At 58.2% G+C, this 15,521-nt stretch carries 11 protein-coding genes; 4 read left to right on the forward strand and 7 right to left on the reverse strand.

Going from position 1 to position 15,521, the window contains the following annotated elements; genetic code table 11:
• Window positions 1–289 precede the first annotated feature (289 nt).
• The 7 genes from FOM02_RS31520 to FOM02_RS31550 all read right to left on the reverse strand — a co-directional run bounded on the left by FOM02_RS31520 (window position 290) and on the right by FOM02_RS31550 (window position 10,325).
• Window positions 290–1,414, reverse strand: coding sequence for an ABC transporter ATP-binding protein (locus FOM02_RS31520; RefSeq protein ID WP_265440545.1), 1,125 nt, complete (start codon window positions 1,412–1,414; stop codon window positions 290–292).
• A 9-nt stretch (window positions 1,415–1,423) separates the two neighbouring features.
• Window positions 1,424–2,227, reverse strand: coding sequence for an ABC transporter permease (locus FOM02_RS31525; RefSeq protein WP_265440546.1), 804 nt, complete (start codon window positions 2,225–2,227; stop codon window positions 1,424–1,426).
• Complete coding sequence (locus FOM02_RS31530; protein ID WP_265440547.1) at window positions 2,217–3,098, reverse strand: ABC transporter permease; 882 nt, start codon at window positions 3,096–3,098, stop codon at window positions 2,217–2,219. The genes FOM02_RS31525 and FOM02_RS31530 overlap by 11 nt, the downstream gene beginning before the upstream one ends.
• 105 nt (window positions 3,099–3,203) lie before the next feature.
• Complete coding sequence (locus FOM02_RS31535) at window positions 3,204–4,256, reverse strand: extracellular solute-binding protein (RefSeq protein ID WP_265440548.1); 1,053 nt, start codon at window positions 4,254–4,256, stop codon at window positions 3,204–3,206.
• 1,495 nt (window positions 4,257–5,751) lie between these two features.
• Window positions 5,752–6,930 carry a M24 family metallopeptidase gene (locus FOM02_RS31540; RefSeq protein ID WP_265440549.1) on the reverse strand — a complete coding sequence of 393 codons (1,179 nt, stop codon included), beginning with the start codon at window positions 6,928–6,930 and terminating at the stop codon, window positions 5,752–5,754.
• Between the two features lie 853 nt (window positions 6,931–7,783).
• Window positions 7,784–8,797 carry an extracellular solute-binding protein gene (locus FOM02_RS31545; protein WP_265440550.1) on the reverse strand — a complete coding sequence of 338 codons (1,014 nt, stop codon included), beginning with the start codon at window positions 8,795–8,797 and terminating at the stop codon, window positions 7,784–7,786.
• Window positions 8,798–9,158: 361 nt separating this feature from the next.
• Window positions 9,159–10,325, reverse strand: a complete 1,167-nt coding sequence (locus FOM02_RS31550; RefSeq protein ID WP_265440551.1) for a M20 aminoacylase family protein — start codon at window positions 10,323–10,325, stop codon at window positions 9,159–9,161.
• Window positions 10,326–11,075: 750 nt separating this feature from the next.
• On the opposite strand from FOM02_RS31550, the gene FOM02_RS31555 reads away from it, so the two are divergent.
• The 4 genes from FOM02_RS31555 to FOM02_RS31570 all read left to right on the forward strand — a co-directional run bounded on the left by FOM02_RS31555 (window position 11,076) and on the right by FOM02_RS31570 (window position 15,431).
• A complete protein-coding gene (locus tag FOM02_RS31555) occupies window positions 11,076–11,993 on the forward strand; it encodes a DMT family transporter (RefSeq protein ID WP_265440552.1) in 918 nt (305 codons plus the stop codon).
• A 1,321-nt stretch (window positions 11,994–13,314) separates the two neighbouring features.
• Complete coding sequence (locus FOM02_RS31560) at window positions 13,315–14,025, forward strand: Crp/Fnr family transcriptional regulator (RefSeq protein ID WP_027561924.1); 711 nt, start codon at window positions 13,315–13,317, stop codon at window positions 14,023–14,025.
• 178 nt (window positions 14,026–14,203) lie between these two features.
• Complete coding sequence (locus FOM02_RS31565; RefSeq protein ID WP_181411738.1) at window positions 14,204–14,902, forward strand: Crp/Fnr family transcriptional regulator; 699 nt, start codon at window positions 14,204–14,206, stop codon at window positions 14,900–14,902.
• A 151-nt stretch (window positions 14,903–15,053) separates the two neighbouring features.
• Window positions 15,054–15,431, forward strand: coding sequence for an Hpt domain-containing protein (locus FOM02_RS31570; RefSeq protein ID WP_027561922.1), 378 nt, complete (start codon window positions 15,054–15,056; stop codon window positions 15,429–15,431).
• Window positions 15,432–15,521: the final 90 nt, after the last annotated feature.

Raw genomic sequence — 15,521 nt, forward strand, 5'->3', positions numbered from 1 at the left:
ATGTTGACACCGTGCCGGCGATCCCGAGTTCGTGCTCCGCCCGATCACACCACTAGCGGATCACGGGTCGCCGCAGGCATCGAGCATGAGACTTTTTGCTGGACGAAGCGGTTGCGCAACCGATCTCTCGTCTCCGGCGAATGATCGCTGGCAGCAACGGCTACCCGGTGTCGCCGCCGACGAGATGCGTCCTCGTCGGACGCACGAAGATAGGCGTGGCCAGCGCGTCCATAACCGATAGCTGCTGGCCGCACACGCCGTTCCTGCCGGCCTCGTCGAACGGCGTCGCTCAAGATTTGACTGGAGTGGATGGTAGAATGCGGATCTCGTTCGTGTTGATCGTAATGCTGAGGAGATCGCCGGGCGTCGGATGGCGCCCAAACGGAAACCGCTCCTGCATCGTCAGTTGTTCACCACCGACATCAAGCACGAGCCGCGTTGCCCCGCCGTAATAATGAGATTGGACCACGCGGCCCGACAACGATTGCCCATCAGCTCCATCCGTTGCCAGCTTTATCTGCTCCGGTCGGATCACCGCGGTCCCAGGCCCAACGCCCCAATTGCCCGCGAGGCGCAGGCCGACTGTTGACGTAAAGGTGCCATCAGATCCAACCGTTCCCTGCAGCAGAGAACACCAGCCGATGAATTTCGCAACGAAAGGCGTCGCCGGTGCCTCATAGATCTCGCCAGGCGTACCAACCTGCTCGACCTGACCCGCGTTCATGACCACAATGCGATCTGACATTGTCAGGGCCTCTTCCTGGTCATGTGTGACAAACAAGGTGGTAACATTGACGCCTCGGATCACCTCTCGCAGCTCTTCCCGCATGCGAACCCGCAATTGCGCATCCAGATTTGAGAACGGCTCGTCTAGAAGCAGCACTGCTGGTCGCATCGCAAGCGCGCGCGCTAGCGCGATTCGCTGTTGCTGCCCGCCCGAAAGCTGGCTCGGAAGTCGCTGGGCGAGGTGTGACAGTTCGACCAGCTTGAGCATCTCCTTGACGCGGCTTTCCCGTTCCGCCCGAGGCCATTTCAAGTTTTCCAAGCCAAATGCGATGTTTTCGGCAACAGTCATGTGCGGAAACAGCGCGTAGCTCTGAAACACCATTCCGGTATCCCGCCGATAAGGCGGTTGATGTGTCATGTCGATGTTATTGATGCTTATGGTACCCGAGGTCGGCTCTACAAAGCCGGCGACCATGCGCAAGGTCGTAGTCTTGCCACAGCCCGAAGGGCCAAGCAGGCACACCAGTTCGCCACGACGCGCATTCAATGAAACGTCTGCGACTGCGACGGTTTCACCGTAATGCTTGGAGACGGAGCGCAATTGAACGACAAGATCGCCGACATCTTGCACCGCATTTTCATGCCCTTTAGACACCATGTTCTCATACTCTTTAGATAAAGCCAGCATCTGTTGTCCTCACTGCGCCAGTCTTTCCGCGCCGATGAGGCGCTCAATGGCCAAGATAACGACCAGTGTCACCACGATCATGATGCTTGATATCGCCGCGACGAGTGGATCATAGCTAGTATCGACATACGCGAAGATTTGTACCGGCAGGGTCACGTTGCCGCCGTACGTGAGAAACACCGAAACCGTGGCGTTCCCAAACGACGTCACAAAGGCAAAAATCGCCGCTGACAGCAAGCCAGGCAGAATGAGCGGCAGGGTGATACGCCGAATGACTTGCAATTGTGTGGCCCGGAGGTTCATTGCCGCCTCTTCGAGTACTCGGTCGTGCAGGGTAAGACTCGCGAGAATCGTCCGTACGACGTACGGGATCGCAAGGACCAGATGCCCCAGCAGCAACGGATAAATTGTCTGAGTGAGATCCAGCCACGCGAAGAGCTGCAACAGTCCAATGCCGAGCACCACGGCAGGGACGATCAGTGGCGAGAAGGCCAGTCCCTGGAAAAATGCTTTTCCTGGGAAGGAGAATCGGTTGATTGCGAATGCGCCTGCAAAACCAATCACCAGTGCGATGATGGCGACCAGCACGGCAACGTACGTGCTGGTCCAGAGCGCGCTCATGAACAGTTCATTCTCGAAGGCCTTCTGATACCAGCGCAGCGAAAAGCCCCTGGGCGGAAAATTCATCGTGTCGCCGCTGGTGAACGAGGACACAATCACCAGAATTGCTGGCAGCGCGAGCATGGCATAGACGACCGCGCGAATGAAAGCGCCGGAAGCAGCCATTGCATAGTCAGAGAGATCAGACCGCATAACGCCGTCCTCCAATAATGAGACGTGATGCAGCCAAAGCATTGAAGGCGGCTGTGAAACCTAGTCCGCTCACAAAAAGGACAAAAGCCATTGCTGCGCCGGAGGGCCAGTTCAGTTCCGACATCATGCGTTCATAGATAAGGCTTCCCAGCATGGCAACGCGACTTCCGCCGATCAGACGGGGCGTGATGAATGCCGAAATCGAGAGTACAAAGACGAGATTGAAGCCGACGAGAATGCCGGGCACTGCGAGTGGGACGATGACCTTGCGAAAAGTGACGAAGCGATTGGCGCGCAGATTGGCAGCCGCCTGCTCAAGCACAGGATTTATCTGGGTAACCACGCTCATGATGGATAAGATCATGAATGGAAGAAATTGCTGCACCAGGACGACTAATACGGCAGGTCGGGTGAAGAGAAGTTGTTTCGGCGAAGAAACAATGCCAACGCTTGTGAGCACTGAATTGAGGAGACCGTTCCGGCCAAGGATGATCAACCAGCCGAATACAATAACCACAAGACTGAGCGTCAGCGGCATGATCACGATAATCGTTCGCCATCGCCGCGCCAGAGGCGGAAGACGAGCGAGAGAGTATCCCATGGGGAAGCCGAGGACTAAACAGATCACGCTAACGATGAGCCCATCAACGAACGTCTCCCATAACACAGAGGAATAATATGAGTCGGAGAAGAAGCGGACGTACTGGATTGGGCTAAAACCGGAGCCGTCGAGCAGATGGCTAGAGGGCAGAAAGCTCGATCGCAGCAATTGCAGCACCGGCACCACCATAAAGCCGACGAGAAGCATGACCATCGGGGCCAGCAAGAGTGCCGCAGTTATGATACGGCGTTTGAGGAGAGGCTCCTTCACGAGTCGACCTTTCACAGTTCGTACGGATCCGTTGGGTAAGCAGCGGCAGTATGCGCATCCCGGAAGATCCGCGTAACTACCAAAGTGCGACTAAGCGACCACAGCCTAGCTTCGCATTATTTTATTGACCCGCTCGATTCGAGCGCCGCGCTCTGCCATCCACTTTTGCCAATCAACCTTCTTTTTCAAAGTGTTGCGCTCAGGCGAGTTGAATAGAAGGTCCTTGTGCATCTCTTCCGGCAACTTGACGTCGGTGGTCACGCCATAGCGCATCGCTCCAGGAATTCCGAGCATCCCTTGATCTGAGAGCAGCTGCTCTGCAAACGCGTATACTGCTTCCGGGTACTTCGTGCCCTTGACGACATTCATGTAGCTGGCGATCGAGTAAACGCCTTTAGGTGGTACAACGGTCACGATGGGAACGCCTCTGCTGCGCAGTTCGTGGGCGCGGCCATCCCAGAATATGCCTGCATAGACCTCCTCGGCTTGAAACATCTGCAGTTCTGCAACCGTTGTCTGCGCGATCGCGACAATGTTCGGCTTTGCCGCCTCCAGAACCTTGTATGCCGGCTCCATGTCCGAGATCGAGCCGCCATTTTCCTCGGCCATGCCAAGAAGGTAAAGGCTGCTGGTGTCCAGCGTCGGGGCCAGAATGACTCCGCGACCCTTAAGATCCGGCCGGGCGAGATCTGAATACGACGTGAGCGGCTGCTTGATGTATTTTGAATTATACACCGGAACGACGGTCGAAACGCTGAATGGCACACCATAGTCGCCATATTCGCGGAACCCCGGAAGAATGCGCTTGATGCTGGGAACGTCTGTGACCTTGATCTCTTCGATGACGTCGGCCTTGAGGAGCTCGACCATGTAGGCGCTATCGGCCTCAAACATGTCGAACGGCGGATTGCCCTTATTCGCGATCAATTTGACCAGGTCCGCGGCTTGAGTGCCGGCAATGAATTGAACCTTCAGCCCATACTTCTCTTCAAGCGGCGCGACCACTCTCTTGCTAAGGGTTTCGTCCCAGACGCCACCGAATCCGTTTACACGCAGTGTAATGCCGGAAAATTTTTTTGACTGAGCGCGAACGTAAGGCGCGGCCACTGCGAAGGCGGCAGCCGCTGCCGCGGACGTTAAAAACCGTCGCCTTTTCATTTCCGATCTCCTCTGTTCCATTCGCATCATCGAAGACGATGGTAGCCTCCTTCTGCTGCCACCTTCCATATCGTCAAGCGAGCCAAGCCGCTGTCGAGCTGAAGGATCAGCTCTTAGGGCAGAGAGGCGGTACACGCTGGCGCCACTCGCCGCTGCAAGCCGCAGAGGGTAAGGCCACTCCCGAGCCCGGCCTTCGCCGCACGCTTCGAGCAGAAATTTCGGGCCTGCGCATAGTCCAGACAGGGCCCTTGGATTGAACCCTGCTTTGCCCCGGCAAGTGAGCAATCAAAAGTCGCCTCGTTGCGCGCCTCGAAGCGCAGCATTCAGCACTATGACCCCAGGCGAGCCCAACAGAACACTCAAGAACGCCGCCGCGATCAACGTTGAGCCACAACCCAGGCGTGTCGTACCTGTTCGTGAACTTGCCGATCCGATCTCCCCCTTTCCGTGAGCTCGGCCAACCGGAACGTTTTATTGACGCAAAAAAATACCGAACCTTGGATCTGAATTTAACTGATATAGCGCCTGAAGCAGCAGAAATCCTGCGCCATAGGCGCGAATTATGATGATTTCAATAGCCAACTGCTGGTCGGGCGCGCTCACGCCTCGACAGGGTTCAGGCGACGACGAGGTATCGCACGCAGTCAGCAGACCCTGTTCAGCCGATCGGCCCTGCGTTCAAACGGAGCACATCAAAACAGACACGGAAGTCCAGCCGAGAGGCCTAGCTCGAAGCCCGATGGCGAGGCGATATGATGCCGGCCCAGCAGGCCGGTGTGCCGTACAGGACACCGGCTCTGCGGGATGACTTGCCACTACGGCCCCGTGTTTTGACCAAGAGCGACTTTCCAGCAGCAAACGGGGAGGTACGCGGCAACGCGGTGAACCGTTCTTCAATGGTCAGCCGTTCGTCGCGGCCACACTGAAAGGCATGCTCCACCCGACGCATGCCGCCTGTGCCCTTTCCGTCCGCCTCTCGATCCTACTCGGGATCGGTAGCAGCGCAAACCTAGAAGGCGTGAACTCCGCGCGTGGGCGGCACCTCACGCCGACGATCGACGTGATTGCGAAGTTATTTAGCTGAACAAGGCGTCTCTTCGCCGCCCTGTGACCACGGGGCCCTCAACCGGCGACGCTTAAGCGCGGAAAGCCACAGCGCAATAGCTGTTCACCGGAGCTATATAACGAGCTACCAAGGGCACCAGCAAGACCTGCGACATGTTTGCGGGTCCATCTTCAGAGCTGACGCATGCCCTGCTCGAAGCGGTGTTGCTCCCCTCAGAAAACGCCCAGAGCTTTTTCATGCTCGAAAGGACCGCTCGCAACGCGCTCAGAAAGCTGCGGCCGAGCGGACAGCCGATGTACTTCCGGATGGGTTTGTTTCTGAACAATACTTGGTATTGGACGTAAATTGGGGGGGGAAGGTGAACCGTTGCGGCACCGGCAGCACGATTGCTGCCGGTGTTGACCGAAGCGGTCTCAAACCTTTTTTCGACTATTTAACGAACAGTTTACGCGGCGTCGTTGTCAAGTCTTCATGACCACTTTCAGTGACGGCAAAAGGTTGCGTGATGGTGATGCTCTTATCGTCCAACCAAAGACCAGTCATCATATGGAAGCACATGCCTGGCTCAAGCACCGTCTCGTCTCCCTTGCGCAGACTCGCAGTGCGCTCTGCTACTGATGGCGGATAACCGATTCCGGTGGGGTAGCCGATCCTCTCGTTCTTATCGATACCGTGGCGGGCAAGTACTTTTGCAAAGGCACCGAAAACTTCCGAACAGGTGCGCCCGGGACGAACGCTCTCAAGGCCCGCATTCAGAGCTTCGACAGCGATCTCAGAAAATTTCTGGTATGCTGGAGACGGCTTGCCGATGGAAATCGTACGACTCAGATTGACTTGATAGCGATGCCGAAGCCCATGGACTTCGAAATTGATTGTCGTTGAAGCAGGCAGCGGCTTGTCTGACCACGTGGAGTGGGGCGCGAGAGCGCGTTCACCGACGCAGAAATGCAGGCATGAAGAGTCATAACTTCCTCCGAATTCAGGCGTGCCGGAGATCTGCTGGTGATAGACAGCCGCAGCCAGGTCGCATTCACGTACACCCGGCTCTGCGATATCCACGGCCCGCTTCACCATTGCGTCAGCGACGCGACCAGCCTGACGCATGAAAGACAGTTCGGCGGGACTCTTTACAAGACGGATCCAGTTGACCAGTAGGTCAGCATCTACAAAGCTCGCCAGCGGTAGTGCTCGAACGAGATCAGCATGTGCGCGCGCGGAATAATAATAGCCGCCCATCTCAACGCCGATTTGCGCCTTTTCACCCCCAAGCTCCTTAACAACGCTCGCCATAAAATCGTACGCAGACAAGGTGGTCGAGTTCATGTACTCATCCGGAATGCCTCTGATGTTTTCGTCTGCCAGATAAGTAGTTAGTTTAGCTGATGTAGTGTCTATGCCCCGCGTGATGAAAATGGGTTCAGCGGGCTTAAGCGCCACGATCGCCATCTGGGGAGTATAGAAGGAATAAGCATTGTAGCCGGTTAGGTAGTTCTGGTTCGGGGGCTCAGAAACGAGCAAAATGTCGATTCCCCGCTTGGTCATCTCCCGTTTCACAGCCCCAAGGCGCGTATCGAATTCGGCCCGCTCAAAGTTCAGCATCTTTTCCATACGATGTATCTCCGGATATTCACCACATTGATTCTAAGCCGCATCACCCCGAGCGACATTAGGGCGGAAACATCACAGCGTCTGTCGTGAGCTCACCAACGAGTTGCCGCTGAAGCCTCGGCAGCGCTTCCGATCTCGTCACGCGAGAGCGGCGGAAAGCTCCTGCATGTTATCGCACTGCGTCGCACTCTACACGCACATAGACAAGAAAGCGCGCTGGATTCCGGCAATATCTTAGTTGAACGTGCAGAAACGGTGTCCGGCTGGAAGCTTTCTTGTCGAGTTCAGGCGCCCCGGCGTTAGAAGCGATGCGGCCGTCTCCCGCGCCACACTGAGACCGACTCCAGCCATTATCGTTTCGTCGTTAGCGAAATATTGCCGGTCTTCCCGCACACCCTTCACTGAGGCGTAACTGTGCTGGTCACGAATTGGGGTGCTGATGATGTTTGCAAGTCGAGCCCGCTAAGTGTCCAAGCCCGCCAGGTCTTCGGGCGCCCATTGATCCGCTACTTGGAATGTCATGAGGACAAATCCGGTTAAGGGGAACATCGTCACCAAGCAACCCTTTTTCACGGGTCAATTAGTCTGACGAGCTCTCAATGACCAGTGAGGCTCCCTGTGCCCGCCGTGCTGTGATGGCAGAACTGGAGGAGCGTTACCGGCCTCTCGCCGGGTGGACGGAGGACGCTCGCTAACGCGGTCGTCATCTTCCTCGTCCCCAATCATTTTCAGTTCGAGGTTACCGACCTCCACAAACGAATAGAGAATCGATGAACCTCGAGACCTCCAACGCTGCGCAAAATTTAGACTTCCCACGCGCCGACTGGCGCGTGGACTAAATCTGTTGGAAAGCCTAAGTTCGAATTATTTTATTGACCCGCTCAATCCGGGCGCCTCGATCCGCCATCCACTTTTCCCAATCAACTTTCTTTTTAAGAGCAATGCGCTCCGGCGAGTTGTATACTAGGTTTTTCTGAATATCTTCGGGCAACTTAACATCTGTGGTCACTCCAATTCCCAGGGCCCGAGGTAGACCGCTCATGCCCTCGTCGGAGAGCAATTGCTCCGCAAACGCGTGTGCGGCTTCCGGATACTTCATGCCCTTGACAACATTGAAGTAGCTGCAGATGGAGTAGATGCCCTTGGGCGGAATAACAGTGACAATGGGAAAGCCCTTGGTGCGCAGTTCGTGCGCGCGGCTGTCCCAGAAGATGCCCGCATAGACCTCTTCTGATTCAAACATCTGCAACTCGGCCACGGTTGTCTGCGCAAGCGCGACGATATTCGGCTTCGCCGCCGCCATTACCTGGAATGCCGGCTCCATGTTTGAGATCGAGCCACCATTTTCGTCGGCGATGCCCAGAAGATAAAGGCTGATACTGTCCTGTACCGGGGTCGGGATCACGGCGCGGCCCGCTAAGTCGGGACGGGCGATATCAGAGTACGAGATAAGTGGCTGCTTGATGTATCTTGAATTGTAGACGGGGATCGAGCTCGCGACGCTGTATGGCACACCGCGATCACCGTATTCGCGGAACTCGGGAAGGATTCGCTTGATGTTGGGAACGTCCGGTGCCTTAATTTCTTCGATGACGCCGGCTTTGAGGAGCTCGACCATGTAAGCACTATCGGCTTGAAAAAGATCGAAGGGCGGATTGTCCTTGTTAGCGATCAATTTGACGAGGTCCGCCGATTGACTGCCGGCAATAAACTGGATCTTTAGCCCGTATTTCTCCTCGAGCGGTGCGCCAACGCACTTTTTGAGAGTTTCGTCGTAAAGCCCGCCGAATCCGTTTACTCGCAGCGTAATGCCAGCAAACTTCTTTGATTGTGCGCACACGTAAGGTGCAGCCAGGGCGCTGGCCACAGCCGTTGTCGTAAACCTTAGAAATGTTCGCCTTTTCATTTTCTCGATGCTCTCCGTTCTGTTCAGTGAAGATTGCGGCTCGCTTACTTCTCGGCGCGTTGTAGAATAGCAACGTCCCATTTTTTTCGGCCGAACGAATCGAGCACCTTGCCAGCTAAGAGCAACTCTTTCGGCACCCTCAAATGCAATTCCCAGGAATGCGCCTGCAGAGTTTCTGCATCGAAGCGGCGAAACCTGAAGCTTTCATTAATTGCTGCCTCTGCGCTGGCGCAGAAGCAGTTCGATGAATCAGCGCACTCCGCAGCGGAATTACACCTGACAAAATCCCGAATGGCTTCGTCATCGCAAGGCTCCCCTGATTTCAGGGGGCCAGCACTGTCTCTACCAAGTTTACCCAATAGCCGATGCCGTAAGGCAAAGCTTCGTCGTTGAAATCATATGCGGGATTGTGCAGGGCGGCCGTCGATCCGTTGCCAATGTAGATGATGGCTCCTGGCCTCGCCTCAAGCATGTAGGCGAAGTCCTCTGACGAAATCCGGGGCGTCATCTTGTCATTAACGGAGGTGCGCCCTACGAGATCGCGTGCGGCCTTAATCGCGAGATCGGTCTCATCCGAGTGGTTGAAGGTAACCGGGCAATCTCGCCGGTACTTGAATTCGATATCGCCACCAAATCCGCGCGCGATTCCTTGAGTTAACGCCAAGATCTGTCGTTCGGCGAAATCTCGCAGAGCGGGTGAAAACGTCCTGACAGTCCCTCCCAGTCCAGCATGACCGGGAACAATGTTATAGGACGTGCCTGCATTTAACTTGGTGATGGAAACAACAAGCGACTCCAGCGGGTTCGTATTGCGCGAGACCAAGGTTTGCAGCCCGACTATGATCTGTCCCGCAATGACAATTGGATCGACTGTCTCGTGCGGCCTGGCTGCATGGCCCCCCTTGCCGATCACAGCCAGATCGAACTCGTCAAGCGATGCCAGAATTGGCCCATGGCAAATACCGAACTTGCCGACCTCGATGCCGGGAGTATTGTGCATGCCAAACACTCGGGCGATGTCGAAACGGTCCATGATTCCTTCTTGGACCATCCTGAGGGCCCCGGATGGCAGCACCTCCTCCGCCGGCTGAAAGATCAGGGCAACAGATCCCTTGAACTTGCGCGTAGAAGCAAGATATTTTGCGGCACCCAGCAGCATTGCTGTGTGGCCGTCATGGCCGCAGCCGTGCATTTTGCCAGGCTTTTTCGACGACCATGGCTTGTTTGACTCTTCGAGAAGCGCGAGAGCGTCCATGTCCGCTCTCAAGCCGATAGTCGGGCCTTCTCCGCCCGCGCCCTGTATCAACGCTACGATACCGGTCTCAGCTATCCCGGTTTCGATGTGATTAATACCAAATGACGCCAGCCTCTCGGCTACGAACCCCGCCGTGTTGTGTAGCCGGTAGTCGAGCTCGGGGTTCTGATGGAGATAGCGCCGCCACGCGGTTGCCTCGCTCTGCAATTCCCGGAACACTTCAACGCTGTGCATAGACTGCCGACCTCCCATTCCCAAAATAGAGCGCGCTTGCCCTGCGTAAATCTAGCCAGCAGGCACTCGCTTCGCATTAGATGTTTGAACTGCTTCCCATCGAGAGCAACGCAAACGCGGTAGCCATGAGCTACAGTCCACGCGACGGCAAGATGCCCGCGCCTACCCTGCTTGTCTTTCGCGCGGTTTGTTGCTCGTTTAATGGAAAGTGGCGATCCCGTGTAAGTTTTACCGAGCGTCAGATCCGAATTTGACCAATATGATGGGCAAGCCAGCAGTAATCCTGCGCTTGGCGCGCAAAGCGCGATGCTTTTAGCGTCATTGACCAAGCACATGTGGCGATCGGAGATCGCCTTCAACGCCTTCGCCGTCACTTCGATCGCCCTCATCTCTCGCATTAGCTAGGGGTACGCGGGTTCATATGCCAGTATGAACCTGACCCGCCAACTTCCGGTGCGCCACTCTGTCCATTTAAGCCGAGGTCGTGGATCGCAGTAAAGCTTCGCAACCGCCGGAGAGGACGCAGCGTCCCTGCGAGCCGGGCTGCCAGATTAGTCGGATCCGATTCGATACGCCAGCTATTCGGAGCCTTGCGAGATGCCATCGCGCGTCTCCCGCTGCATTAAGCCTGGATCAGCTTACCTGACCGCGGGCCGGCCAGGCACCGAACCAACGAACGATCGCCGGAGCGGCGTCGGGCTGTAGGCGGACGAAGCGCGATCAAACAGAAAATGGAAGAACGGGCGCATCATGCTTGTGGTTACGAGACTCTCGCCCCATAGCGACGAACAATCCGGGCGTTTGGCTGGCATCGGCCTGATGCTCCTGGCAGTATTCGTGTTCTCCTGTGGCGATGCGATCGGAAAACTGATCGTCTCAACCTATTCGGTTGGTCAGTTGCTGTGGTTGCGAGCATGCGCCGCACTCCTCGTGCTCGCTCCCATGATCTGGCGCAATAAGGAGAACTTCACAAAGCTCGAGCGGCCGGGCCTTCAATTTCTTCGTGTTGCACTTTCAACGACCGAAGTCGCCTCGTTCTTTCTCGCAACTGTGTATCTTCCGCTAGCCGACGTCGTGACCTATTATCTCGCGTGTCCGATTTTCGTCACCGCCTTGTCAGCGATCGTGCTGCGAGAGCAGGTCGGTTGGCGGCGCTGGAGTGCTATTCTAGTTGGCTTTGCCGGCGTCCTGATTGCACTCGCGCCGTCAGCACAGAGCTTCAGCTGGTCGGGACTGATCGCTCTCTGCGGAAGCCTTTCTTTTGCCGGCTTGATGCTGATCACACGGCGGTTGCGAGGGACGCCCGATGTCGTGATCGTCACCTCGCAGTTTGTCGGGACGTTCCTCCTGGGCGCGGTGCTCGCTCCAATCGGCTGGGTAACTCCGACGCCGCGAAGCCTGCTTCTATTCGCCGCGGCAGGGATGATCTCAGTCTGCGCGCTCTTGTGCGTGAGCCGCTCGCTGAAGCTCGCGCCGGCGAGCGCTGTGGTGCCTTATCAGTATTCCCAGATCTTCTGGGCCGTGATCTTCGGTTTTGCCGTTTTCGGCGATGTGCCGTCGGTAGCAACGCTTGCGGGCGCTGCCATCATCACCGCGGCAGGGCTCTACATTTTTCTACGTGAGCGAAAGCTTGGCCGCGAGGAGCCGGCCGGGGGTACGCCGGGATGAGGACTGGCTCTTCCGAGCGTGCCTCCAACCGCAGGGCGGCCGTTGAATGGCCGCCCTGAGGGCCGAAAAAGAAGATCGAAGTCTTGAATTCCGCGCTAAACGTCGCGGGATACGCGCGCCCGTACGGATAGGAAGTCGCCCGGGCCAAACGGCACGGGGTCCATACGGCGGCGGAACACGGCGGTGCCTGCACTACAATATAGATCTCGCCCTTTTCGTGTGGCTCGGTGCCGGTCCCGCGCGGCGCGAACAGCTCGAAGTCACCGCGCCTGAATAGAACCGCCAACGGCTCGGTTCGCTCGTTCAGGAGCTCGGCTGCTTCCATGAAAGTTACGCGCGGCCGACCGTCGAACTCAGGGCACATCGAGGACCACTTTTGCGATCAGTAAGGCCCGATCAACCAATTTGTTGCGCGCCTCATACACTGGTAAGCGGCACCTATCCTCCCGAGGAGTGGCCAAAAGACTCTGAGATGGCTATTCCCTACGATAACCTTCCTATCTCTCGAGTTCGGCCGTCAGCTCCGGAACCGCCTGGTAGAGGTCGGCGACCAGGCCGTAGTGTCCAGGCTCTCGCTGGTCTCCGTCAAAAACTCCCGCAACAGATCATCCATGAGCTACGCCTTACTGACCTGGACCTGCACCTGGACGCCCGAGCCGTCGCGCCTGGCAATCGACGGAAGTCCGCTTCTGGATCGTTAGACATCCCCTTTCACGGTCCCGTTAATTTCAGCCTCCGTCCTAATACGGATATTGAAGAGAAGTTTGCCGTTCGGCCGGATGCGAAAACGTTTTTCGACAAAACCGGCGCCGCGCTGCGGCGGCAAAGCGCGTGAGGTAAACGCAATGACAATGGCGGGCTGAGCCGCGCGAGAAAGCCGTGCCTCTGAAGGGCGATACGCGTGAGGCGCGCGACACCGGATCGCGCGGCCCGCAAGCGGCAGCGCTCTCGCGGCCATCGGTTCCCCGCTTGCCTGGATTTGCGAAGTTCGCGTTTGCGGTAAACGGACGGTTACCCCGCGGCCGCGGCGCCCATTCCCGCGCTAACCCAGCCGCGCGCCGTGGCAACGCCGCCGCCGGGCAGTAATCCCGGCGCATGAAAGCCCCTTGCCGCTTTTTCCTGCGATGGCTGCAGGAAGCGGTGCGCAAGACCCTTGAGCGAATCAGCGCCCGTTCTTGTTTCGCCGCGAATGCGGCAGGCTGTCTGCCCCTAACGGCGATATGGACGATACACAACCTTTGCAATAGAATTTATCGCCGTGCAACTGGATGACGAACGTGCGCGGCGCCAATCATCCGTCGCATGTGCCGGATTGACCTGCATGACCGCGAGCAGCCGCCCACCCAATCAATTGCTGGAAAGGCTCGACGCGGCCGATTTCGATCTGCTGCGTCCTCATCTGGCGACGGTGGCAATGGTCAGGGAGTCTGTCTTGGGCGAGGCGGGCGTCGCGCTGAAACACGTCTACTTCCCGCATGACGGTTCCGTCTCCATCACGGTGGGTCTGTCCGAAGGACAGAGGATCGAGGTCGCGATGCTGGGCCGCGACAGCGTCGTCGGCGCCGGCGCGGCGCTGGCCGACGGCATCGCGCCGGCGCACGCGGTGGTCTTATTCCCTGGAACTGCCTCCATGCTGGAGATCGCGGCATTCCGGGCGGTGGCGGCCGCGAGCGCGCCGTTTCGCAGCCTCATGGTCCGCCATGAGCAGGCCATCCTCGCGCACGCCCAGCAATCTTTGCTTTGCAACACGCTCCACCCTGTCGAGGCGCGGCTGGCGCGCTGGCTGTTGCGGGCCCGCGACCTCTCCAACAGCGAGATGCTTCCGCTGACGCAGGAAGCGCTGGCGCAAATGATGGGCGTCAGGCGCAACGCCATTTCGCTGGTCGCACATGCGCTCCAGCAGGCCGGCATCATCCACTACACCCGCGGCCAGATCGAAATCGTCGACCTGCAGGCGCTGGAGACGACCTCCTGCGGCTGCTATTCGGCGGTGAAAGCCCAGCATATGCGCCTGGTCGGCGCCCTGCCGTGACGATGGCGCCGGCTGCATGCCGTGATGCACACAGCGTCGCGGCGATCGGCGCGACCGGACGTCTTGTCCCAATTGCCAATATATCCCGACGGGCAGATGATGAAACTACCTGTGCGGGGAGCGATTTCGCTTGCCCCGACTTTGCTGGTGCGGGAGACGGGAGACAGCTTTGGAAACGATGGTGCGCCCATCCAACGGTTTCTTGTCCGCGCTGTCGGCAGACGATTACGAATTGATCCGCCCGCATCTGCGCACCGTGGACCTGCCGCATGACGCGGTGCTGGTCGAGACCGGCGAGACGCTCAGGCACGCCTTCTTCCCGCACCGCGGCGTCATCTCGCTGGTGGTGAAGCTCGCCAAGGGCGAGCATGTGCAGGTCGCCATGATCGGCCGCGACAGCCTGCTCGGGACGCTCTCGACCATGGGCGATGCCTGCGCGCTGAACACCGCCATCGTGCTGGTTCCCGGCGTCGCCTCGGTAATGGATCTCGACCGGTTGCGCGGCGCGGCCGAGCAGAGCAACAGCCTGCGAACGCTGCTCACGCGCCACGGGCTGGCGGTCTACGCCCAGGTGCAGCAGACCGCGGGCTGCAACGTCGCCCATCCGGTGGAGTCGCGGCTGTCGCGCTGCCTGCTGCACACCCACGATTTGTCGGGCGACTACCGGCTGCTGCTGACCCAGGAGGCGATGGCGCACATGATCGGGGCTCGGCGCAACAGCGTGTCGCTGGTCGCCAACACCCTCCAGCAGGCCAATTTCATTCATTACAGCCGCGGGCACATCCAGATCCTCAATCTGGACGGGCTGCGCCAGACCGCGTGCGAATGCTACGCCACCGTGAAGGCCCAGTACGACCGGCTGCTCGGCCCGCACTGACCGGCGCCCGCGCATGGTAAACCCCAGGCTAACGCCGGCGCGCAAACACGCTCCGTCCTGCTACCGGAACTGAAATGCGAATGCCGTAGACACGGGGCTCGCGCCGCACGCGCCGCGCGATCGATGAACCGCAATCAGGACAGGCAAAGCCATGTTTGAAGTGACCGTCGCGCCTGTTCGGAAAGCGGTCGATGCCGAGCCCGCGCGCGAGCCAGGAGCGTATGAGGCGCTGGTGGCGGAGATCGGCGAGGACGGTGCCCAGGAAGTGCGCACCGTGTTCTGGAGCGAGACCTGCGCACGCCTGCAATCGTTCCGCACGCTCGCGCTCGCGCAGCAGCACGCCAGGATCGCGCGCGAAGCGCATTCGCTGAAGAGCGCGGCCGGGACGTTCGGCTATATCAGGCTCGCGGCGCTGGCGCTGCGACTGGAGAAAACGGCGGAGACGCTTGAGGAGAGCGAATTCCACGATCTGCTGGACCGGATGGATGCCGCCTTTGACGCGGCGCGCGCGCAGGAGACGCAGAGGTAGAAAACTGCGTGCAAAGCCCGCCGTACTTCTACGGTTTGGGATTTTTAGAGATGGCTAATCATAGGTGGTGATAGTCGCCGGAAACCAGGA

This window comes from Bradyrhizobium sp. SEMIA, from assembly GCF_014844175.1.
GTDB lineage: Bacteria > Pseudomonadota > Alphaproteobacteria > Rhizobiales > Xanthobacteraceae > Bradyrhizobium > Bradyrhizobium arachidis.